Genomic DNA, 22330 nt, shown 5'->3' on the forward strand with positions numbered 1-22330 from the left:
TGGTCGCTCTCCGGGGCGTCTCGTCGCCGTGGCCGCGCATACCGGCCCGGCCCAGTATCTCTGATCGGTCGTGCCCGTGTCGCCGAAGGGTTACCTCATGAAAGGGTCCCCGGATGAATGCGCGCTCGAGCGAGGAGTGGGCCGCGCACGTCGGCTCGCGGGTGGTGGTCCGGCTGCGCGACGGCGACGGCCTGCGGGACGTGCTGGGCGAACTGCTGGCGGTGGAGGGGCAGACCCTGCGGGTGCAGGGCCGCCGGGGCCCGGTGAAGGTGCAGCTCAGCTCGGTGGTGGCCGGTAAGCCGGTTCCCCCGAAGGCGGGCCGGGCGGCGCCCCCGCACCAGGCGCTGTCGGTCGGCGACCTCGAGCTCCTGATGGCCCGGCACTGGCAGGCCGAGGAGCAGGACTGGCTGGGCGGCTGGCTGCTGCGGGCCAGCGGGGGTCACACCAACCGGGCCAACTCGGTGCTGCCGGTCGGCGAGCCCGGCATGCCGCTCGACGTGGCCCTGGTGGAGGTCGTGGACTGGTACGCCGAGCGCGGGCTGCCCCCGGTCGCCACCGCTCCCGAGCCCCGGCTGGACGACGCGGACACCGACCAGCTGCTGGCCGCCACATCGCTTTTCGAGTCCGCGGGCTGGCGCCGGGTCACTCCCACGCTGGTGCTCACCGCCCCCGTGGCCGAGCTCCGCGCCCTGCAGGCGAGGCTGGGCGGCGCAGTGCTGCCCGAGGGGCTGGAGATCGACCTGGCCGACGAACCGGACCCGGCCTGGCTCAGCCAGTACCGCTATCGCGGGCAGGCGGTGCCCGAGCACGGCATCCGGTTGCTGACCTCCGCGCCGCAGCAGGTGTTCGCCTCGATCCGGACCGCCGAGGGCGAGGTGGCCGGCGCTGCCCGGGGCTCGCTGGCCGAGGGCTGGAGCGGGCTGACCGAGATGAAGGTGGAACCGCAGTGGCGCCGCCAGGGTCTCTCGCTGGCCCTGATCGGCGCAGTCGCCGAGTGGAGCCGGCAGCACCGCGCCCAGTCGATGTTCCTCCAGGTGGCCGAGGACAACGACGCGGCCCGGGCGAGCTACGCCCGGGCCGGGTTCGGTCTCCACCACCGGTACAGCTACCTCACGCCGTAGGTGGCTCGGGCAGGTTGGCGGCGATGTCGCGCAACCCCACCCGGGCCTGGTCCAGGGCCACCTCCAGGTCGACCATGAACTGACCGCACTGCCCGGCCCGCCCGGCCCGGGCCTCGGCCTCGATCTGCCGGGCGATCTCGACCACCCGGTCGGTGCCCAGGTTCAGCCCCGCCCCGGCCAGGCTGTGGGCGTGCAGGTAGGCGGCCTCGGAGTCGTCCGCCCCGACGGCCAGGCTCAGCCGCTGGAAGAGGTCGACCGTCCGGGACAGGAACGAGGTGATGATGTCCCGGACCAGTTCGACCTCGAACTCGGTCCCCTCGCCGAGCAACTCGGCGATCCGCTCGTCCGTGGTGCTGATGGCTGGTACCTCCTGAGACTCCTGCGGCGATTGGACCCGGGCGGCCGGACGGGCGCCGGACGGCCGTTCCTCCACCAGGTTCTCTGCGGGCGGGCCCGCCTGACGGGGAACGGCCGGTAGCGCGGGCCGGTGGGGTCCTTCCTCCAGAACCCCGACCGCGCTCGCGGTCTCCACGGCCTCGACGGTCACGTGCTCGCTGTCGCGGACGGCGGCGATCCGGTCTCGCACCGCCGAGTAGTGCGGCTGCATCGGCCGGGTCTTCTCCGCCCGGCCGGCCGGGGGCTCGTCCTCGGTGGTGCGCAGCCAACGGTTCAGCGTGGCCTGCAGCGTGGTGGAACGCACCGGTTTGGCGATGAAGTCGTCCATCCCGGAGTCGAAGCACCGGCGCCGGTCGGCCGCGAAGGTGGCCGCGGTCATCGCGATGATCGGCACCTCCCGGGTGGCCGGGCGACGGCGCAGCTCCACGGTCGCCGTGTAGCCGTCCATCACCGGCATCTGGCAGTCCATCAGGATCGCGTCGTAGCTGTGCTGCTCGGTCATCGCCAGCGCCTGCTCACCGTGCCCGGCCACGTCCACCTGGTAGCCCAGCTGCGACAGGATGCCCAGGGCGACCGTCTGGTTGATGTCGTTGTCCTCGACCAGCAGCAGCCGGAACCGCTCCCGGGCGGTCTCGACCGGCCGCACGGTCTGCGCCCGCGGCGGCGGGTCCTCGGAATCGGCCTCGTCCGAAGGGGTCTCCGGGCCGGCCGGCTCCAGGGCCGGCAGGCTGACCCGGGTCAGAGCGCCGAAAAGGTCTGACTGGCGCACCGGTTTGGTCAGCCGGGCCGCGATCCCGTGCGCTGCGGCGGTGTTCTCGTCCACCTCCGCCCCCGAACTGACCAGCACCACCGGCAACCCGGCGAGGGCCGGCACCCGGCGGATCTGCTCGATCAGCGTGATCCCGTCCTTGTCCGGCATGTGCATGTCCACCACGGCCAGGTCGTAGCCGCCGGCCGGGGCGGAGCGGTGGGTGAGCATGTCCAGCGCCTCGTCCGCCGACCCGGCCGCCACCGGCCGCATCCCCCAGCGGGTCAGCTGGGTGGTCATGACCAGCCGGTTGACCTCGTTGTCGTCGACCACCAGGACCGCCAGCCCGCGGGCGTCACGACCGCGCACCGAGCGGCCCCAGTCGGCCGCCGGGGCGAACACCAGCTCGGCCACGAAGGTGGCCCCGGTGCCCAGCTCACTGGTGGCCCGGATGGTCCCGCCCATCAGGTCGGCCAGCCGTCGGCTGATCGACAGGCCCAGGCCGGTGCCGCCGTAGGCCCGGCTGGTGCCCTCGTCGGCCTGCCGGAACGGCTCGAACAGCTCCTCCAGCCGGGCCGGCTCGATCCCGATGCCGGTGTCGGTGACCGCGAAGCTGACCGTGACCAGCCCGTCCTGACGGGCCGGGCCGGGCGTCACCGAGATCGAGACCCCGCCCTGCTCGGTGAACTTCACCGCGTTGTGGGTCAGGTTCAGCAGGATCTGCCGCAGCCGCCCCGGATCCCCGCTCAGCGCGAACGGCGCCCCCGGCTCGTAGTCCACGTCCAGTTCCAGGCCCTTGGCGGTGGCGTTCTGCCGGACCAGGGTGACCACGTCGTCGACCACGTCCTCGAGGCGGAACTCGACCCGGTCGAGCATCAGCCGGCCGGCCTCGATCCGGGAGAAGTCGAGGATGTCGTTGATCACCGTGAGCAGGGCGTCGCCGGCCGTGCGCACGCCCTCCACGTAACGCCGCTGGGTCTCGGTCAGCGGGGTGCCCAGCAGCAGGTCGGTCAGGCCGATCACACCGTTCATCGGGGTCCGGATCTCGTGGCTCATGGTGGCCACGAACTCGGACTTCAGCCGGGACGCCTCGACCGCCTGGTCGCGGGTCTCGGCCAGCGCGTTCTGCAGCTCCTTCTGCGCCGTGATGTCCCGCCCGACCGCGTAGATCAGCCGGCGGTCCGGGTCGGAGGCCGCCGTCCACAGCAGCGTGCGCACCTCCTCCTCGAGCACGTAACGGTTCTCGAAGGTGGCCACCCCCGGCTCGGCGGCCAGCCGGGCCAGCTGGTCGGCCACCCGGCGGCGGTCGTCGACGTGGAAGACCTCCTCGAAACGGCGGCCCAGCAACTGGTCCGGGCCGATCCCGAGCCCCGCCGACCAGACCGGGTTGGTCTGCACCAGGTGGCCCTCGAAGTCGGCCACCGCCATGAAGTCGGTGGAGAGCTGGAACAACTGCTCCACCTGGTCGCGGGCGCTCAGCCGGCCGGTCACGTCCTGCAGCGAACCCCAGATCTCCCCCGGCCCGCCCGCCCCGCCGCTGATCCGGAACGTGCACTCGACGATCCGCCGGCTGCCGCCCGGGCCCCGGGTGCGGGCCAGGAACACCTGCGGTTCCCCGGTCCGGACCAGCTCATCCAGCCGCGCAGCGGTCTCCGGCTCGCTCTCGGCCACCAGGAACGGCGCCAGCGCCCGGCCGGTCAGCTCCTCGACCGGGACCCCGAGCAGTTCCTCACCGCCCACCGAGCAGAAGTCCACCGTGCCGTCGGGTTCCAGGCTCAGCAGGACACCGGGTGAGGAATTGGCCAGATCGACCATCCGGCGCTGGTTCTCCAACAGCGTCCGGTTGGCCTGACGGGTGGCCCCGATCGCCCGGCGGCGAAGGGCGGCCACCACCCACGCGGCGACCAGCAGCACCGCCCCGGTCCCGATCGCGGTGGCCCGGAAGTAGACCGCGGGCCGCATCGCGACGGTCTCGCTCTCCTGGGCGACCACCCGCCACTCGTAACCGCTCCCGGCGTCCGGGGCGGAACTCGAGGCGACGATCTGGCCGCTGCCCGCCTGCACCGTGCGGGCCCGGGCGAGCCGGGTGGCCGGGCTGAGGTCGTCCTCGGCGACCGCCCCCTCGCTGTCGGCCACCAGTTGCCCGGCCCCGTCGACCACGCTCAGCCGCACGCCCCGGCCGGTCGCGTAGGACTCGACGTAGCGCTGGTAACCGGTGATCTTCCGGGACATCCCGACGTATCCGAGCAACTCGCCGGAGGTGTCACGGATCGGCACGGTGATCGAGCTGACGTCGTTGCCGGAGATCGGGCTGCGGAAGACCGGGGAGATCGAGTACCCGGAGTCGGCGTCGATCCGGGGCACCCAGGACTGCTCGCTCAGGTCGTAGCCGTAGGGCACCCGGTCGGGCAGGTCGCCCACCACCCGGCTGCCCGCGTCCAGGATCACCACCGTGGAAATGTCGGTCCCGGCCGCCTCGAGAGTGCGCAGCACCTGCCCGACCGACTTCTGGGAGGCCTCCGCGGACGGGTCCACGAGGGCCTCGGCCAGCTCGGCGTCGGTGGCCACCGAGCCGATCAGGGCGGCCAGGGCGGCGGTCTGCTCCCGCAGGAACACGTCGGCCAGGTCGGCCGTGTTCTGCATCTCCCGCTCGGCGTTGGAGCGCACCATCCGGTCGTAGGAGATCACCGCGGCCGTGATCGGCACCACGATGAGCACGGCGAGCAGGACGAGCACGCCGACGAACCGTCCCCGGTGCCGGTCGTCGCCGGGACGGTCCCGGGCGGGCTCGGCCGGGGTGGTCGCAAGGGTCACCCGGGTCCGATCGACATCCCGTGTGCCGGGGTGAAGCGCTCGGGAGACACTTCGTGCGGGCCCGGCCGCCTCCTCAAGATCGCCCACCGGCCCGCCGACACACCCTCACGGACGAGTGTGACTCCTAGGTGGGGACGGCGTGTTATGGCCCGGGTACTGGTGGTGGACGACGATCCGGACACCGTCCGGATCGTCACGTTCAGGCTGCAGTCGAACGGGCACCGCGTGATCGGCACCACCTCGGCCCAGACGGCGCTGCAGGCGGTGTCGGAGCGGGGCCGGCCGGACGTCGCCATCCTGGACGTCACGATGCCCGAGATGAGCGGGATGGAACTGCTCGTGCACCTGCGGGCGATGGAGGGCAGTGACAACCTGCCCGCCATCTTCCTGTCCGCCCGGGTCTACGAGAACGACATCGAGGCCGGTCGCGCGCTGGGCGCGACCTATCTGACCAAGCCGTTCATCGCCTCGGCGCTGCTGCGCGCGATCGACGAGGCGATCGTCCCCACGTTCGACTCCTGGTGAGCCGCCCGGCTCAGTCCCGGTCGCCGGCCCGGGCCTCGCCGCGGGAGGGCTTGTCCCGGTCCTGGTCGTCGCGCGAGCCCGGTTCGGGACCGCAGATCACTTCGTCCTCGGCGTTGTAGACGGCCTTGAAGGTCTCCGTCTTCTCCACCTTGTCCGAACCCGGACGGCGGAACGTACGGGTGATCGATACGTCGAACCCGCCGTTGGCGCCCTGGGCCACACAGCCCGGTGAGTCGTCGTAGTGCGTCTCGGGGCTGCGCAGGTTGCTGCGCTCGCTCTTGCCCGCGGTGATGTCCCAGTACTTGGTGCCGTAGAAGCTGACCGTGACCTGTGAGCCGACCGAGGCCTTGATCAGCACCGCCGTCTTGGTGTCGTTCTTCCACTTCAGGTCCACGGTGGGCCAGTTGACGGTGGCCTCGCGGCCCTCCGGGTAGCGGGAGATGTAGAACGAGTGCGGCTTGTGGTAGACGTCCTCGAGTCCGGCGAAGAACACGTTGTTGAAGATGGTGGTGGCCATCTGCGAAACGCCACCGCCGTAGTCCTTCACCAGCCGGCCGCCGCTGATCGCGGGGGCCGGGTTGTAGCCCTTCTCCGGCGTCCGCTCGCCGAGAACCTCGTTGAGGCTGAAGGTCTCGCCCGGCAGCACCAGGGTGCCGTCCACCGCACGCCCGGCGATCTGCAGGTTCTCGGTGCGCCCGGCGTCGGCGGTGAGGTTGGTCGAGAAGGTCGAGATCCTCTCCTTCACGCCGAGCTTCTCCGCCTTCTCGGTGGTCAGTTCCGGCTTCTGGGCGGAAGTGGGCACCTCGGCCACCCGCTGACCGGCGTCCGCGGCCACCAGCGGCTCGCGCACCTGATCGGCCAGGGCCGCGGCCTGCACGGTCACGCCGTCCTTGCCCGGAATCACCCGGGGCTTGCCGTTCTCCACCACGATCCGGGCGTCGACCGGCTCCTTGGCGATGTCCTTGCCGCCCTCGTCCAGCACCAGCTTCTTCAGCTTCTTGCCGTCGACGGTCAGGTCGAGCTCGCCGTCCTTGGCCTTGAAACCCAGTAAGGGAGCGATCTGTTCGGGGGTCAGCTCGACCTCGGCCGATCCGACCCGCACGGTGAGCGGGCCGGAGACCGCGGGCTCGGCCTGCTCGGCCAGCACCTTCTCGGCGTCGGCGGTGGTGATCGCCGGGGCCTTGGGCTGCACCGGCACGTCCACCTCGCCGGTGAGCCAGCCCGCCCGCACCACATCGGCGGCGCTGTCGCTGATCTCGTAGCCGTCGGTGGAGGGCGTAACCTTCGGCTCGGTGCCCTCGAAGGACACCTTCGCGTTCTTCGGCTCCTCACCGGAGTCCTTGCGGAAGGCGTCCAGGCCCTTCTCGATGGCCTCGTCGCTCAGCCCCGGATCAGCCTCCTCGGCGCCCCCGCCGGCCATCTTCTTCCAGAGCGAGACCGGGTTGACGGTGAAGCCGGTGAGCCGGTCGGCCACCGCTCCGGCGTCCAGGGAGAGACCCAGATCGCCCACCGGAGTGGCCTTCTCGTCCTTGCCCTCGGAAGCCGTGAGCACGACCTTGCCGTCCAGATCGGCGAATGCCCGGTCGAGGGTGTTTACGGCCTCGGTCTTGTTCATCCCGCCGATCTGCACCCCGGCCACACTGGTGCCGTCGGCGATCCGGCCCGACTCCATCCAGGCGAAACCCAGGTAGGCGGCCAGTGCGCCACCGGCAGCGGCCGCGCTGATCAGCAGGGTCTTGCGGCCGCCAGGAATGCGGCTGGACGGGCCCGCGGGCGAGCCGTAACCGTTGTCGCTGCCGGATCCGTTCGCGGGGCCGGAGTTCGGGTCCCGATCTCCGGGCGGCTGCGAGTTCGCCGCCGACCAGCCAGAATTGAAGACGTCGGTGGGCCTCACGTCGTCGGCCGGGGGTTGGTCGGGTCGCTGGCTGTTGGCGCCCGGGGCGGGCGCGAAAGCGGGCCGTTCCTGCGGGTGCGAGCTCGGCTGCTGACCCTCGGACTCGCTCTCCGGGTCACGGCCCGGGCCCGCGTTCGGCCCGGCTTCCAACTCAGGACGGTCTCCCGGACCGAAGTTCGGTGCGCCGCCCGGCCCACGCCCGGCGCCGGGGAAGGGCTCCGACTGCGAGCCACCACGCCCCTGGCCCTGACTCTGCGCCCCCGCGGGCCCGGAGCCGACCGCCCGCGGGGCAGCGAAACTCGGAGTGGGCATGGGCGCCGGCATCGCCGCCGGCCTCATCGCCGGCCGACCCCCCGGCAGCCCGCCAGCACCTTCCGGCCGGGCACCCGGCAGCCCGGCAGCACCCTCCGGCCGGGCACCCGGCAGGCCACCAGCACCGTCCGGCCGCCCACCCGACGCACCATCGGACGAGCCACCCGCACGCCCGCCCTGAGCACCCCGACCCCAACCATCCGACGCGCCATCCGCACGCCCACCAGGCGCACCATTGGACCGCCCACCGGAACCACCACCGGCCACACTCGGCGCCCAGCCACCCTGCCCATTGCCAGAGCGACCACCAGACACACCGTCGGACCGCCCATCAGACCCGCCGCCCGGCCGCTCACCCGGCGCGCCCGGGGACCGATCACCCGGCGCGTCTCCCGACCGCCCAACCGGAGCCCCTGGGGACCAACCACCAGAGCGACCACCATCGGACCGACCAGACTCGCCACCCGACGCGTTCCCCGGCCGCCCGCCGGCCCAACCACCAGACTCACCACCCGGGGCGCTCTGAGCCCAACCATCCGAAGAGCCAGCCCCACGCCCACCCGAAGCACCGTTGGACCAGCCATCAGACTGGCCCGCCGCACGCCCACCCGGCGCGTCACCGGACCGCCCTCCAGACTGGCCACCCGACGCACTACCCGGCCGCCCGCCGGCCCGGCCACCGGACCAGCCGCCGCCCGCCGCATCGGACCGGCCGCCAGACTCGCCGCCCGAAGCGCCCTGAGCCCGACCATCCGAAGGGGCAGCCTCACGGCCACCCGAAGAACCACTGGGCCAGACACCAGACTGAGCAGCCCCACGCCCACTGGGCGCGTCACCGGACCGCCCGTCAAACTGGCCACCCGACGCACTACCCGGCCAGCCACCGGACCAACCGCCAGCCGCACCATCGGAACGGCCACCTGACTCGCCGCCCGGGGCGCTCTGGGCCCGGCCGTCCGAAGAGGCACTGCTGCGTCCGCCCGGCGCACCTTCGGACCAGCCGCCGGAGGTCCTACCGGGACGCCCGCCTGACGCTCCATCAGTCCGCCCACCAGACGCGCCCGCCTGCGCGCCGCCCGCTGGCTGCCGCCCGGGGGCACCCGCAGCGCGGTTGCCCGAGTTCGCGGGGTTGTCCTGGCTCACCGAGGGGCCCGAGTCATGCCTGACCGTCGGGGTGTCTTCACCCGACAGATCCTTCGGCTCGTCGCCGCCGCCCTGCACCATCGGCAGGGGCTGGGTGGCGTCCACAGGGGGCTGCGTCATCGCCGACCCCGATCGCCGGCGGGCTGATTGCCCGATTCGTCCGCGGGGATGGGGGGCCGCGCCGCCAGCGGGGTTTCTGCCACCGGGTCATGGTACGACGGAGCGTCACCGAAACGGCTGTGTCGCATTGTGATCCGTGATCGAACCGGTAACGAATCAGCCCTGCCCCCGGCGACATGTCTAGATCCGGGCGTATGCGCCCCGGTGGTAGAGCAGCGCCCCGGCCCGGTCGCCCGGCACCGAGGCGGCCACCACCTCGCCCAGCACGATGTTGTGGTCGCCGCCGGGGTAGACGTCCGTCGTCCGGCACTCCAGGGTGGCCACGGCCTCGTCGAGCAGGGCAACACCGGTCTCAGGGCCCCGATGGTGCGGGATCCGGTCCAGCTGCCCGATCAGCGGCCGACCGCGATTGGCCAGCCAGTCCGCCACCGGCCGCTGCCCGGAGTCCAGCACGCTGACGCCCCAGACCCCGGCCTCGACGACCGCGTCGTGGAAGCGGGCCTCCCGCTCCACACAGACCAGCACCAGCAGGGGATCCAACGACACCGAGGTGAACGCGTTGACCGTCATCGCATGGTCCAGGCGCCCTTCCAGGCTGGTCACCACGCAGACCCCGGTGGCGAACCGCCCCACCGCGCGCCGGAACGTTCCCTGATCCACAGCCATGCTCTCCACCCTAAGCGGCCCCTCCGCACGACCTACAGGCGCCGGTCCACCTGCCGATCGCGCAGGTCGACGGTGTACGCGGCGCGGGCCCGGGACAGCACCCGCTCGATCTCGCCGCCGATCAGCTCGTGCTTCTCCAGCAATGCGTCACGCAGCGCCTCGACCAGGTGCCGGTTCTGCTCCAGCAGCTCCCGGGTGGCCTGCTTGCGGGCGGTCAGCAGCTCCTCCAGCATCCGGCGGCCCTCGCCGTCGCCCATCACCCGGCCGACCAGGTCGCCGCCGTCCGCTCCGCCCGAGGCAGCGAACGAGATCAGGGTGTCGGACATCCCCGAGGCCCCGATCATCTGCGCAGCCACCGTGGTCGCGTAGGTGAGGTCCCCCGCCGGCCCGGTCGAGACGTCCCCGAAGAACAGCTCTTCGGCCACCTGACCGCCGAACGCGATCGAGATCAGGGCGCCCAGCTCGGAGCGGGAACGGGTGTACACGTCGTCGCGGTCGCCGTGGGCCAGCAGCCCCAGCGAGTTCGCCCGCTTGACGATGGTCAGGATCTCCAGCCGCCGGTGCGGGGCGAGCAGCCAGGCGGTGACCGCGTGCCCGGCCTCGTGCGTGGCGATCAGCTGCAGCTCGTGCTCGGTGTAGCCGACCGGCTGCCCCAGCCCGACCTCGGTGACCAGCCGGGCGTGCTCGACGTCGCTCCAGGACATCCCGTAGGCGCCCCGCCGCACCGCGTTCACCAGGGCCTCGTCCAGCAGGTTCTCGATCTTGACCGGGCTGTACCCCTGGGTGACCCCGGCCAGCGCGTCCCGGTGCTCCCCGTCGGCCAGCTCCGCCTCGTGCGCCTTGCGGGTCAGGAAGTGGTCGATCAGCTCCCGGCGGCCGGCCTTGTCCGGCAGCCCGAACGTCATCCGGCGGTCGAACCGGCCCGGTCGCAGCAGCGCCGGGTCGAGCGCGTCGGCCCGGTTGGTGGCCGCGATGACCATCACGTTCACCGGCTCCGGACGAGGCCGCGGAAGCTGGCGGCCGACCGGCATCAGCAGGTTGATCCGGTCGACGCCCCAGCCGAGGACCCGCTGCGCGGGAGTCAGCTCGTCGAACGACTGCATCTGCACCAGCAGCTCGTTCACCACCGCACCGACGTCGCTGCTGACCATCCGCTCGACCTGGAGGCCCGGCGCCACCGCCGGGTTCGCCATGGCCAGACCGGTGAGCCCACCACAGTCGCTCATCCCGGACGTGACCATCGGCGAACCGGTGGCCGCGGCCCGGGTCACGCCGCCGCGGGCCAGGGCGATCGCGTCGATCTCCTCGATGAACGCGATCGCGCCGCCCTCGCGGCGGGCGGCCTTGCGCAGCTCTCTGAAGAACGAGCGGATCTTGCGGCCGGTGGCGCCGTAGTAGGAGGACTGGAACGCGGTGGCCGAGACGAACAGGAACGGCACCCCCGCCTCGGCCGCCATCGCCTTGGCCATGAGCGTCTTGCCGGTCCCGGGGGCGCCCTCGAACAGCAGCCCACGCCGGGCCGTGCCGCCCATCCGGCTCCGGAAGGTCATCGCCGAGCGGAACAGCTCCAGCGAGCGGCGCACGTCTTCGGCCACCGGAGCCAGGCCCTTCACGTCGCTGATCCGCACATCGCTCTGCCCGGGCCGGTAGAGCACGTGCGGCGAACGCCCGGTGAGCGTCATCGTGCCCGCCGACACCGCCAGCATCAGCGTGAAGAAGATGATCACGGTGAGCAGGAACGGGTCGACCGCGGGCAACGCCGGCAGGATCGGATTGCCGGTCAGGTAGCGGGCCCAGCACCAGGCCGCCACCACGACCCCGGCGAGCAGCACCCGGCTGAGCCGCCGCCGCTGACCCTTGGCCCGTTCGCGGTCCACGTCGTCCAGCACCGTGTCCTGGAAAGCCCGCTCGTCCCGCAGCACCCGGCGTCCCGGCAGCACCGTCTCGCTCGCCAAACCGTCCTCCAAAGTCGTGATCGGACCAGGAGACACCGCGAACCTTGCCAGATGCTGGCGGAGCGTGATCGTTCACCCACCCGGCGGTCAGCCGACCGCCCGGAGGCACTACGCGCGCGCACTCAAAGTGACCGGGCGCCTACCGACTCAGGCGAAGAGGTCGGTCTCCCGACCGAGCTCGTCCCGCGTCCCGCCTGCGGTACCCCGCACCAGGCGGTAGAACTCCAGACCCATCACCGGCTGGCTCAAGTCGTTGCTGAGCGCGAAGTAGGTGCCGTTCGGGCTGACCTTCACCTGGGTGACGTGGGCGCGCAGGGCCTCGACCTTGGCGGCGGTGAAGGCGGTGGCGTCGATCGCGGCGGTGACCTGGTCGTCCGGCACGACCATGCTGGGCAGCCGGTCTTCCGGATCAGGCCCGGTGTAGTCCTCGCCCATCCCGTCGCGCAGGGTGCGCAGCGCCTCGCGGGTCAGGGTCTCGGGCATGACCGTCCAGTAGACCTTCGGCACCACCCAGGGCGCCTCGTCGTCGGGCCCGGCCAGGGCGGCCAGTTCGATCCCCCGCATCATCACCAGGTGGGCCTGCACGTGGTCGGGGTGGCCGTAACCACCGCCGGGCTCGTAGCCCACCACCACCTGAGGCCTCAGCTCACGCAGCAGGGCGGCCAGCCGTTCGGCCGGCTCCTCCACGTCGACCAGCGCGAAGGCCCCGGCGGGCGGGTTGGGCGAAGGCACGACCCCGCCGTCGTGGTCGTAGGCCATGCCCGAGTCGGCGTAGACCACTCCCCCGTCGGCCCGCACCTCTTCCGCCGGCCGCCCCGGGACGGAGGGGTCGCCGAGGAATCGGTGGTCGCGTACCCCCAGCGCCGTCATGGCCGAAGCCAGCTCCCCCACCCGGTACTCGCCCAGGCGGTCCGGGTGCGCCAGGTGGGCCAGCTCTGCCGGGATCACCTCGCCCTGCTCACCTCGGGTGCAGGTGACCAGCGTGACCTCCACGCCCTCGGCGGCGTACTTCGCCATGGTGGCGCCGTTGCCGATCGTCTCGTCGTCGGGGTGGGCGTGCACGAGGACGAGGCGCCTGAGGTCGTCGGTCATGCCGCCATTCTCGCCCACAAACTGAAGACGTCGGTGGGCACCCGAGGTGCTCACCGACGTCTTCAGTTGGTGCAGTTTCGTTCAGACCTAGGCCGCAACTCCCGGCCGGGAGGGCGTGTCGCCCGGGAAGTGGCAGGCCGCGCTCGCCCCGGAGGAAGTGAGCTCGAGGCCGGGATCGACCTCGGCGCACACCGACTGCGCCTTCCAGCACCGAGTGCGGAACCGGCAGCCCGAGGGCGGGTTGGCCGGGCTCGGCGGGTCACCCTCCAGCACGATCTGGTTGCCCTTGCCGCGCATGCTCGGGTCGGGGTTCGGCACGGCCGACAGCAACGCCTTGGTGTAGGGGTGCTGCGGGTCGTTGTAGACCTGCTCCTTCTCGCCCAGCTCGACGATCCGGCCCAGGTACATCACCGCCACCCGGTGCGAGATGTGCCGCACCACCGACAGGTCGTGGGCGATGAAGATCAGCGAGATGCCCAGCCGCCGCTGCAGGTCCTGCAGCAGGTTGATGACCTGGGCCTGGACCGACACGTCGAGCGCGGAGACCGGCTCGTCGCAGATCAGCAGCTTCGGGTTCAGGGCCAGGCCCCGGGCGATCCCGATGCGCTGACGCTGACCGCCGGAGAACTGGTGCGCGTAACGGTCGATGTGCTCGGGCGACAGGCCGACCAGCGACATCAGCTCCCGCACCCGCTCGGTGCGCTTCTCCTTCGGCACTGCGTCCGGGTGGATCTGCAGCGGCTCGGCGATGATGTCGCCGACCGTCATCCTCGGGTTCAGCGAGGTGTACGGGTCCTGGAAGATCATCTGGACGTCGCGGCGCATCGCCTTGAGCTTGGAGCCCGAGGCCCCGACCATCTCCCGGCCGGTCAGCGAGATCGACCCGGAGGTCGGCGTCTCCAGACCGATCAGCAGCTTGGCCAGGGTGGACTTGCCGCAGCCGGACTCACCGACCACGCCGATCGTCTCACCGGGGTAGACCTGCAGGTCGACCCCGTCGACCGCCTGGACGGCGCCGACCTGGCGCTTGACCACGATGCCCTGGCGCAGCGGGAAGTGCTTGACCAGGCCGCGGACGGTCAGGATGGGCTCGGTCCCGGTCACGGTACCGGTGCCCCCGGTGGTTTCAGCGGACACCATGGGAGACCACCTCCTCGGCGAAGTGACAGGCGGAGTAACGGGTTCCGTCGAGCTCGACGGCCGGCGGCGGCGGGTCCTGCCGGCAGATGTCCTCGGCCCGCGGGCAGCGGGCGGCGAACGGGCAGCCCGGTGGGATCCGCAGCAGGCTCGGCGGCAGGCCGGGGATGGCGTAGAGCCGGTCGCCGGCCCCGGTCAGCCGCGGCATCGACTCCAGCAGACCCACCGTGTAGGGGTGGGCCGGGCGGGAGAAGACGTCGACCGCGGGACCGTGCTCGACGGTCCGGCCGGCGTACATCACGCTGATCACGTCGGCGGTCTCGGCCACCACGCCGAGGTCGTGGGTGATCAGGATCAGGCCGCTGCCGGTCTCCCGGCGCATCTCCGCCAGCAGCTCCATGACCTGGGCCTGGACCGTGACGTCGAGGGCGGTGGTGGGCTCGTCGGCGATGATGATGTCCGGGTCCAGCGCGATCGCCATGGCGATCATGATGCGCTGGCGCATACCCCCGGAGAACTGGTGCGGGTAGTCGGTGACCCGGGCGGCGGCGCCCGGGATCCGCACCTTGTCCATCAGCTCGACGGCCTTCTTCCGGGAGTCCTTGCGGGACATCCCGCGGTGGACCTGGAAGAGCTCGCCGATCTGCTCACCCACCGTGTACACGGGGTTGAGCGCGGACAGGGCGTCCTGGAAGACCATGGCGATGCGCTGACCGCGGTACAGCCGGCGCTCCTTCTCCGGCATGGTCAGCAGGTCTTTCCCGCGGAACTTGATCGTCCCGGAGGTGATCTCGGCCGGCGGCATGTCGAGGATGCCCATGATCGCCTGCGCGGTCACCGACTTCCCCGAGCCGGACTCGCCCAGGATGGCCAGGGTCTGGCCCCGGGCGAGGTCGAGGTCGACCTTGTTGACGGCCTGGGCGGCCCCGTCGCGGGTGCGGAACACCACGCTCAGGTCGCGCACCTGCAGCAGCGGCTGGCTCTCGTCGACGTCGGGCTTCCCGTCGGCCGAGCCCAGGTTCTCGGTTCTCTGGCTGAACATCCGCTCGCTCACATCGTCTTCGGGTCGAGGGCCTCGCGGACGACGTCGCCGAGCGCGATGAAGGCCAGCACGGTCAGGGAGAGGAACAGCGCCGGGAAGAGGAGCATGTGCGGGGTGTTGCGGATGTACGCGGCGGCGTCGTTGATCGCGATGCCCCACGAGACCACCGGCGGCTGCAGCCCGATACCGAGGAACGACAGGGTCGCCTCGGCCCCGATGTAGCCACCCAGGCTGATCGTGCTGATCACGATCACCGGGGCGACCGCGTTCGGCAGGATGTGCTTGCGGATCATCCAGCTCCGGCTGGCCCCGAGCGCCCGGGAGGCGGCCACGAAGTCGGCCTGCTTGACCTGGATCACCGCGGACCGGGCGACCCGGGCGGTGGACGGCCAGGACAGCGCCGAGATCGCCAGGGCGACCTTCAGGATGTTCAGGAAGTCGCTGGTCGGCGGGGTCGGGATCGAGCTCAGGATGATGATGCTGCCGAGCAGGATCGGGATACCGATGAAGATGTCGGTGACCCGGGAGAGCAGGATGTCGACCCAGCCGCCGTAGAAGCCGGCGTAGATGCCCATCCCGGCGCCGACGACCAGCGCCATCAGGGTGGACAGCGTGCCGACCATGATCGACGCACGGGCCCCGAACATGGTGCGGGCGTAGACGTCACAGCCCTGCACGTCGTAGCCGAACCAGGCGTCCGCACTGGGCTCGCCGCGGGAGCGGCCGGCCTGGCAGTCACGCGGGTCGGCGTTGGTGAACAGGCCCGGCCAGATGGCCATCACGACCAGGACCGCGATCAGCACCAGCGCGCCCCAGAACACCCAGGACCCCCGCAGGGTCTCCCAGGCGTCGCCGGCCAGGGTGCGCGAGCGGCCGGCCTCGGCGACCGCCGCGGTGGGGGTGCCCGGAGCACCCTCGACGGTGTCGAGCGCAGCGAGGTTGTCGGGTTCACTCATAACGGATCCTTGGGTCGAGCCGGGCGTACAGCAGGTCCACGAGCAGGTTCACCAGCAGGATCACCAGAACCACGAGCGTGGTGACACTGACGACGGTGGCGTTCTCGCGGATCCGCAGTGCGTGGTACAGCAGTCCGCCGAGTCCCTGGATGTTGAAGACACCCTCGGTCACGATCGCGCCGCCGAGCAGGATGCCGACGTCCGCGCCGATGTAGGTGATCACCGGGATCAGGGAGTTCCGGATCACGTGCTTGCGCAGCACCATGCCGCGGGGCAGGCCCTTGGCGATCGCGGTGCGCACGTGGTCGGCCTTCAGCGTCTCCAGCAGGCTGGCCCGGGTGAGTCTGAGCACGTAGGCCAGCGAGAGACAGGCCAGGACGAAGCCCGGCAGGATCAGGTCCCCCCAGGGAGCCCCGTAGCCCACCGTCACGCTGAACAGGCCGGCCTTGACGCCCAGCACGTACTGCAGCACGTAGCCGATGACGAAGGCCGGAAAAGAAATGGCCACAAGGCTGGAGAACAGGAAGAATCCGTCGAGGTAGCCGCCCTTGCGCAGGGCCGCCGCGATCCCGAGCCCGATGCCCAGGAAGATCTCGAAGAGGATGGCCACCACGGTGAGCTTGACGGTGATCGGGAAGGCCGCGGAGGCCTCCTCGAGGACGGTCGAGCCGGTCGAGGTGGTGCCGAAGTCGCCCTGCAGCATGTTCCAGAGGAAGTGCAGGTACTGGATGGGCAGAGCCTCGTCCAGGTGCAGCCGCTCGGTCTCGGCCTGGATGAACGCGTCCGTGCAGGGGCGCTGACCACATCGACTGGCGAACGGGTCGCCAGGGATGGCCCAGGCCATCGCGTAGATGAAGAACGTGGTGCCGATCAGCACCGGAATCATCATCAACAGGCGTCTGACGATGTAACGCCCCATGGCTTTCGCCTACCCTTCATGGGTTTTTGCCCGACAATCGGCCGGCCCCGCGATGTGGCTGCAGGACCGGCCGGTCGTGAGTCGCGCTATTCGCGATAGTGCGGTTCTTCCTGAGGTACCACCCCGCCCGTGCTGGGGCGGGGTGGAACCGGGGACTTACGTGATCTCAGCGGCGAGCGGTGATCAGCTCTTGACCGCGACGCTGCTGAGGTCGATGGTGCTCTTCGGCGTGGTCTTGACGTTGGTCAGCCGGTCGGACCAGACCGCCTGCTGCGCCTGGTACCACAGCGGGATGATCGTCATGTTCTCGGCCAGCCGGGCCTCGGCGGCCTGGTAGTCGGCGTACGCCTCTTCACCCTCGGCGGCGTTGGCCTTCTTGATCAGCTCGTCGAACTGGGTGTCGGAGAACCGGCCGTCGTTGGAGCCCGCACCGGTCGCGTACAGCGGCTCGAGGAAGTTCTGGATGTGCGGGTAGTCCATCTGCCACCCGGTCCGGAACATGTTGTCCATCTTGTCGCTGGTCACGTCGGCCCGCAGGGTGGCGAAGTCGACGTAGGCCTTGGCGTTGCACTCGACCTCGAGGGCGTTCTTGACGCTGTTGCAGATCGCCTCGGCGGCTTCCTTGTTACCCGGGCCGTCAGCGTTGTAGCTGTACGAGAACGGACCCTTGAACTTGGACTTGGCCAGGTACTCCTTGGCCTTCGCCGGGTCGTAGGTGCAGAACTCGCCACAGGCGCCGGCCTTGTAGCCGTCCACCACCGGGGAGACCCAGCCGGTGGCCGGGGTACGGCCGCCGTTGTACACCGACTTGGTGATGGTCTCCCGGTCGATCGCCAGGGACAGCGCCTTGCCGATGTTCGGGTCGTCCTTGAAGCGGTCGCTGTACTGCGGCAGCGTCGCGGTCTGGATGACACCCACGGCCTTGTTCAGGAAGTGGTCGGGCCGGTCGGTCTGGTACTGGTCGTCGACCAGGTTGGCGGCCGGGACCTGGTCCATGAAGTCCAGGTTGCCGGCGAGCACGTCGGAGTAACCGGCCGAGTCGGACGTGTAGGTCTTGAACACGGCCTGGGCGATCTGCGGCTTGTCCTCGCCCTTGTACCCGGACCAGGCGTCGAGCGTGAAGCCCGTGTTGCCGTCACCCGCGGTGATCTGGAACGGGCCGTTGCCGATCGGCTTCTTGCCGAAGGCCTCCGGGTCGTCGAAGAACGCCTGGGGCAGCGGGAAGAAGGCGGTGTAGCCGACCATCGTCACGAAGAACGACTGCGCGCTGGCGAGCTTGACCGTGAACTCGGTGTCGCTGACCTTGGTCAGGCCACTGAGCTTGTCGGTGTCGGGCTTCGGGGCCTCCTTCGGGCCGTCCTCGTCGGGGTCGGCCGGGTTGATCTCGGCGTAGCCCTCGAAGGAGGAGAAGAAGTAGTTGTTCAGCGCCGCGTTGGGGCCGTAGGCCGTCCAGTTCCAGGCGTTGATGAAGCTGTCCGAGTTGACCGGGGTGCCGTCCTGGAAGGTCTGGCCTTCCTTCAGCTTCACGGTCCAGGTGATGTTGTCGTCCGACTCGATCGACTCGGCCATCGACATCTCGGGGGCGGCCGTGTCGGTGTTGTAGTCGACCAGGCCACGGAAGACGTTGTCGAGGATGTTGCCACCGCCGACCTCGTTCGTGTTGCCCGGGACCAGGGGGTTCTGGGGCTTCACGTTGTAGACGCTGATGGAGGCGTCGCTGTTGGTGCTGCCGCCCCCGTCACCCTCGTCGTCGCTGCCGCCACCGCACGCGGTCAGGGCCAGGGCCCCCGCCACGAACAGAGCACCCGCAGCAATCAGCCTGCGCTGCTTCACTCGTCGTTCTCCTTAGGTTTCCGACATCACGGCTCGAGCCGGGCGCTGGTCGCACACGACCCGTCCAAGCGCCTGCACTCTTGGTACCGGATTCGGGACACGATAGGCGTTCGCAGCTGATTACGATCCGGACAAGGATGCTTCGTCAACAGCTGCTCGGCACGATGAAACCACGTTCGAAAAGCCGTTCCGACCGGACGATCTTCGGCGTCGTCGCGGTCGGTCGCACAGGCAACTACCGACCGTTCCGGTCGGACAAGGCGCGGCCACGGGAAGGTCTCGAAACCGACACAATGCCCTCGCGCACTAGCTCAGACCAGGCGAAACGGACAAGCAAATATCGACCCGTGACGTTGAACACATGCCGACGCACAGGCAACATCAATTTACCTGCCGGACACAAATCTTGCACACGCGGAAGCCCCGCCCCCCAGATGGACTGCAGGAGACGGGGCTTCAGCGAAAGATCGGCGAGCGGTCCGGTCACCGCCCGTTCGACCCGTACGGCCTAAGGCCCGACCTAGCCCCGCTTGGCACGGGCGGTGGCCCGGGCCCGCTCGGTGGCGTCCAGGATGACCTTGCGGATGCGCACCGCCTCAGGGGTCACCTCGACGCACTCGTCGTCGCGGCAGAACTCCAGGCACTGCTCCAGGGAGAGCTTGCGCGGCGGCACCAGGCGCTCGAAGTTGTCCGCGGTGGACGAGCGCATGTTGGTGAGCTTCTTCTCCTTGGTGATGTTCACGTCCATGTCGTCGGCCCGGGAGTTCTCCCCGACGATCATGCCTTCGTAGACCATGGTGGTCGGCTCCACGAAGAGCGTGCCGCGCTCCTGCAGGTTGGTGATCGCGAACGCGGTCACCGCGCCGGCCCGGTCGGCCACCAGCGAGCCGGAGGGACGGGTGCGCAGCTCGCCGACCCAGGGCTCGTAGCCCTCGAACGTGGCGTGGGCGATGCCGGTGCCGCGGGTGTCGGTGAGGAACTCGGTCCGGAAACCGATCAGGCCTCGCGAGGGGACCAGCCACTCCATCCGGATCCAGCCGGTGCCGTGGTTGGACATCTGCTCCATCCGGCCCGCGCGGACCGCCAGGAGCTGGGTGATCGCGCCCATGTACTCCTCGGGGGCGTCGATGGTCAGGCGCTCGAACGGCTCGTGAACCTTGCCGTCGACCTCCTTGGTGACCACCTGCGGCTTGCCCACGGTGAGCTCGAACATCTCCCGGCGCATGGTCTCCACCAGGATGGCCAGCGCCAGCTCACCGCGGCCCTGCACCTCCCAGGTGTCGGGACGCTCGGTGTTCAGCACCCGCATCGAGACGTTACCGATCAGCTCCCGGTCCAGCCGGTCCTTGATCAGGCGGGCGGTGACCTTGGTGCCCTTGACCGTGCGGCCGGCCAGCGGCGAGGAGTTGGCGCCGATGGTCATCGAGATGGCCGGCTCGTCGACCGTGATCAGCGGCAGCGGGTGCGGGTCCTCGGCGTCGGCCAGGGTCTCGCCGATGGTGATCTCCGGGATACCGGCGATGGCGACGATGTCACCCGGGCCGGCCTCCTCGGCGGGCTCACGGGTGAGAGCCTTGGTGATCATCAGCTCGGTGATCTTCACCCGGCTGACCGTGCCGTCCTGCTTGCACCAGGCCACCTGCTGGCCCTTGCGCATCGTGCCGTTGTGGATCCGGCACAGGGCCAGACGGCCCAGGAACGGCGAGGCGTCGAGGTTGGTGACGTGCGCCTGCAGCGGCATCTTGTCGTCGTAGGACGGCGCCGGCACGGTGTCGAGCAGCACCTGGAACAGCGGCTCGAGGTTCTCCGAGTCGGGCAGCTCGCCGTTGGCCGGGCGGTTCAGCGAGGCCCGGCCGGCCCGGCCCGAGGCGTAGACGATCGGGAAGTCGAGCGCCGCGTCCGGGTCGAGGCCGGTGCCGTCGAGCAGGTCCATGAACAGCTCGTAGGTCTCGTCCACGACCTCGGAGATCCGGGCGTCGGGGCGGTCGGTCTTGTTCACCACCAGGATCACCGGCATGTGCGCCTGCAGCGCCTTGCGCAGCACGAACCGGGTCTGCGGGAGCGGGCCCTCGGAGGCGTCGACCAGCAGGGCGATCGCGTCGACCATGCTCAGGCCGCGCTCCACCTCACCGCCGAAGTCGGCGTGGCCGGGGGTGTCGATGATGTTGAAGGTGACCCCACCGTCGGGTGCGCCCGGACCGGAGTACCGCACCGCAGTGTTCTTCGCGAGAATGGTGATGCCCTTCTCGCGCTCCAGGTCGTTGGAGTCCATCGCCCGGTCGTCCACGTGAGCGTGGTCGCCGAAGGAGCCGGTCTGCCAGAGCATGGCATCGACGAGCGTGGTCTTTCCGTGGTCGACGTGGGCGACAATGGCGACATTGCGCAGGTCGTCACGGGTCTGCGTAGGCATGCGAAAGGCCGATCCGGTTGGGGGGTGATGACTCTCCATGTTACCCGCGCCTCAGCGGGCCTGACGTTCCTCCGCCAGAGCGGTGAGCGCGGTGACGATCGGCACGTCCGCGGGCAGCCAGCCGACCTCACCCCAGCGGCCCAGCGGCAGGTGCCGCAACTCGTCGTGCACCTCGATCGGGGCGGGCTCGCCCTCGGTCACCCGGACCAGCCAGACCCGCATCCGGTGGCTCGGCGGCAGGTCCCAGCCCAGCCCGTTCGGGGCCGGAAGTTCCTCCCCCACCTCGACCTTCACCCCGAGCTCCTCGGCCAGCTCCCGGTGCAGGGCCTGCAGCGGCTCCTCCCCCGGGTCGACCTTGCCGCCGGGCAGTTCCCAGCCCCCGGCCAGGTGCGGCGGCTCGGTGCGGCGGGCGGCCAGGAGCACGGTGGGGCGGCGCAGGTCGTCGACGACGGCCGCGCCGACCACCAGAACGGGCTGGAATGTGTCAGTCACGGCGAGCAGCATCCCAACGTTGCGTGACCGGTGCACGAAGGCGACCCGACCCGGCCGTGAATCCGGGCGGGATTGTGATCCACGTCCTACGCTGAGGCCATGCCTGAACTGCTGACCATGCAGGAGCTGGACACCGCCCTGGTGGGGCTGCCCGCCGTGCACAAGTCCGGTACGTCACTGCTGCGGGTGCGGGTCAAGGCCCCCGGGTTCCCCCAGGCGGTGGAGCTGATCTCCCGGGTGGCGCTGAGCGCCGAGGAGATGAACCACCACCCCGACGTCGACCTGCGCTTCGACAAGGTCACGTTCACCCTGAGCACGCACGTCTCCGGCGGGGTGACCGCCCTCGACGTGGAGCTGGCCCAGCGGATCATGGTGCACGTCGACGCGGTGGGCGCCGAGGTGCTGCCCCCGGCCGCCCGGGTGGAGCTGGCCATCGACACCGCCGACGCCGACGCGATCCGGCCGTTCTGGAAGGCCGGCCTGGGCTACGTGGAGCGCCGCGGCGACGAGGGCGTCGAACTGCACAACCCGGACGAGGTCGGCCCGGTGGTCTGGTTCCAGCCCAGTCAGGAGCCGCGGACCCAGCGCAACCGGATCCACTTCGACGTCTACGTCGCCTTCGACGAGGCCCCCCGGCGGGTGGCCGAGGTGGTCCAGGCCGGCGGCCGGCTGGTCACCGACGAGTTCGCCCCGGACTGGTGGGTGGTGGCCGACGCCGACGGCAACGAGCTCTGCGTCTGCACCCAGTAGGGCCG

16 protein-coding genes are annotated in these 22330 nt (G+C 70.6%); 3 read left to right on the forward strand and 13 right to left on the reverse strand.

Annotation, left to right across the window (positions count from 1 at the left end; genetic code table 11):
* Positions 1 to 113 precede the first annotated feature (113 nt).
* The gene (locus tag LWF15_RS05550) at positions 114 to 1121 is read left to right on the forward strand and encodes a GNAT family N-acetyltransferase (protein ID WP_232809271.1); all 1008 of its coding nucleotides are present in this window, start codon (positions 114 to 116) and stop codon (positions 1119 to 1121) included.
* On the opposite strand, the gene LWF15_RS05555 is transcribed toward LWF15_RS05550, so the two are convergent.
* Positions 1111 to 5079 carry a response regulator gene (locus LWF15_RS05555; RefSeq protein WP_232809272.1) on the reverse strand — a complete coding sequence of 1323 codons (3969 nt, stop codon included), beginning with the start codon at positions 5077 to 5079 and terminating at the stop codon, positions 1111 to 1113. The two genes, LWF15_RS05550 and LWF15_RS05555, sit on opposite strands and share 11 nt — an antisense overlap.
* A gap of 144 nt (positions 5080 to 5223) precedes the next feature.
* Between LWF15_RS05555 and LWF15_RS05560 the strand changes: the two genes are divergently transcribed.
* Complete coding sequence (locus tag LWF15_RS05560; protein ID WP_232809273.1) at positions 5224 to 5604, forward strand: response regulator; 381 nt, start codon at positions 5224 to 5226, stop codon at positions 5602 to 5604.
* Between the two features lie 10 nt (positions 5605 to 5614).
* Here the strand turns inward: LWF15_RS05560 and LWF15_RS05565 are convergent, their stop codons facing one another.
* The 12 genes from LWF15_RS05565 to LWF15_RS05620 all read right to left on the reverse strand — a co-directional run bounded on the left by LWF15_RS05565 (position 5615) and on the right by LWF15_RS05620 (position 21587).
* Positions 5615 to 7810, reverse strand: coding sequence for a VanW family protein (locus tag LWF15_RS05565; RefSeq protein WP_232809274.1), 2196 nt, complete (start codon positions 7808 to 7810; stop codon positions 5615 to 5617).
* Between the two features lie 23 nt (positions 7811 to 7833).
* Positions 7834 to 8058 (reverse strand): hypothetical protein, encoded by a 225-nt coding sequence (locus LWF15_RS05570; RefSeq protein WP_232809275.1) that lies wholly within the window; start codon positions 8056 to 8058, stop codon positions 7834 to 7836.
* 1195 nt (positions 8059 to 9253) lie between these two features.
* A complete protein-coding gene (locus tag LWF15_RS05575; RefSeq protein WP_232809276.1) occupies positions 9254 to 9739 on the reverse strand; it encodes a flavin reductase family protein in 486 nt (161 codons plus the stop codon).
* 32 nt (positions 9740 to 9771) lie between these two features.
* Entirely contained in the window at positions 9772 to 11694 is a 1923-nt protein-coding gene (locus LWF15_RS05580) for an AAA family ATPase (protein WP_232809277.1), read from the reverse strand.
* Positions 11695 to 11841: 147 nt separating this feature from the next.
* The gene (gene mshB, locus LWF15_RS05585) at positions 11842 to 12786 is read right to left on the reverse strand and encodes an N-acetyl-1-D-myo-inositol-2-amino-2-deoxy-alpha-D-glucopyranoside deacetylase (protein WP_232809278.1); all 945 of its coding nucleotides are present in this window, start codon (positions 12784 to 12786) and stop codon (positions 11842 to 11844) included.
* An 87-nt stretch (positions 12787 to 12873) separates the two neighbouring features.
* The gene (locus tag LWF15_RS05590; RefSeq protein WP_232809279.1) at positions 12874 to 13926 is read right to left on the reverse strand and encodes an ABC transporter ATP-binding protein; all 1053 of its coding nucleotides are present in this window, start codon (positions 13924 to 13926) and stop codon (positions 12874 to 12876) included.
* Complete coding sequence (locus LWF15_RS05595) at positions 13913 to 14965, reverse strand: ABC transporter ATP-binding protein (RefSeq protein WP_232809280.1); 1053 nt, start codon at positions 14963 to 14965, stop codon at positions 13913 to 13915. The genes LWF15_RS05590 and LWF15_RS05595 overlap by 14 nt, the downstream gene beginning before the upstream one ends.
* 8 nt (positions 14966 to 14973) lie before the next feature.
* Entirely contained in the window at positions 14974 to 15921 is a 948-nt protein-coding gene (locus LWF15_RS05600) for an ABC transporter permease (protein WP_232809281.1), read from the reverse strand.
* Positions 15914 to 16840, reverse strand: a complete 927-nt coding sequence (locus tag LWF15_RS05605) for an ABC transporter permease (RefSeq protein ID WP_232809282.1) — start codon at positions 16838 to 16840, stop codon at positions 15914 to 15916. Before LWF15_RS05605 ends, LWF15_RS05600 begins: the two co-directional genes overlap by 8 nt.
* A 183-nt stretch (positions 16841 to 17023) precedes the next feature.
* Positions 17024 to 18673, reverse strand: coding sequence for a peptide ABC transporter substrate-binding protein (locus LWF15_RS05610; RefSeq protein WP_232809283.1), 1650 nt, complete (start codon positions 18671 to 18673; stop codon positions 17024 to 17026).
* Between the two features lie 520 nt (positions 18674 to 19193).
* Positions 19194 to 21083, reverse strand: coding sequence for a translational GTPase TypA (gene typA, locus LWF15_RS05615; protein ID WP_232809284.1), 1890 nt, complete (start codon positions 21081 to 21083; stop codon positions 19194 to 19196).
* Between the two features lie 51 nt (positions 21084 to 21134).
* Positions 21135 to 21587, reverse strand: coding sequence for a (deoxy)nucleoside triphosphate pyrophosphohydrolase (locus LWF15_RS05620; protein WP_232809285.1), 453 nt, complete (start codon positions 21585 to 21587; stop codon positions 21135 to 21137).
* An 87-nt stretch (positions 21588 to 21674) separates the two neighbouring features.
* On the opposite strand from LWF15_RS05620, the gene LWF15_RS05625 reads away from it, so the two are divergent.
* Positions 21675 to 22325, forward strand: a complete 651-nt coding sequence (locus tag LWF15_RS05625; protein WP_232809286.1) for a 4a-hydroxytetrahydrobiopterin dehydratase — start codon at positions 21675 to 21677, stop codon at positions 22323 to 22325.
* Positions 22326 to 22330: the final 5 nt, after the last annotated feature.

The sequence above is a fragment of the Kineosporia rhizophila genome (assembly GCF_021277265.1).
Classification (GTDB): domain Bacteria; phylum Actinomycetota; class Actinomycetes; order Actinomycetales; family Kineosporiaceae; genus Kineosporia; species Kineosporia rhizophila.

Coding starts and splice junctions, on each gene's coding strand:
- LWF15_RS05550 (WP_232809271.1), top strand. CDS start 114: ATGAATGCGCGCTCGAGCGAGGAGTGGGCCGCGCACGTCGGCTCGCGG.
- LWF15_RS05560 (WP_232809273.1), top strand. CDS start 5,224: ATGGCCCGGGTACTGGTGGTGGACGACGATCCGGACACCGTCCGGATC.
- LWF15_RS05565 (WP_232809274.1), bottom strand. CDS start 7,810: ATGCCCACTCCGAGTTTCGCTGCCCCGCGGGCGGTCGGCTCCGGGCCC.
- LWF15_RS05575 (WP_232809276.1), bottom strand. CDS start 9,739: ATGGCTGTGGATCAGGGAACGTTCCGGCGCGCGGTGGGGCGGTTCGCC.
- mshB (WP_232809278.1), bottom strand. CDS start 12,786: ATGACCGACGACCTCAGGCGCCTCGTCCTCGTGCACGCCCACCCCGAC.
- LWF15_RS05590 (WP_232809279.1), bottom strand. CDS start 13,926: ATGGTGTCCGCTGAAACCACCGGGGGCACCGGTACCGTGACCGGGACC.
- LWF15_RS05595 (WP_232809280.1), bottom strand. CDS start 14,965: ATGTTCAGCCAGAGAACCGAGAACCTGGGCTCGGCCGACGGGAAGCCC.
- LWF15_RS05600 (WP_232809281.1), bottom strand. CDS start 15,921: ATGAGTGAACCCGACAACCTCGCTGCGCTCGACACCGTCGAGGGTGCT.
- LWF15_RS05605 (WP_232809282.1), bottom strand. CDS start 16,840: ATGGGGCGTTACATCGTCAGACGCCTGTTGATGATGATTCCGGTGCTG.
- typA (WP_232809284.1), bottom strand. CDS start 21,083: ATGCCTACGCAGACCCGTGACGACCTGCGCAATGTCGCCATTGTCGCC.
- LWF15_RS05620 (WP_232809285.1), bottom strand. CDS start 21,587: ATGCTGCTCGCCGTGACTGACACATTCCAGCCCGTTCTGGTGGTCGGC.
- LWF15_RS05625 (WP_232809286.1), top strand. CDS start 21,675: ATGCCTGAACTGCTGACCATGCAGGAGCTGGACACCGCCCTGGTGGGG.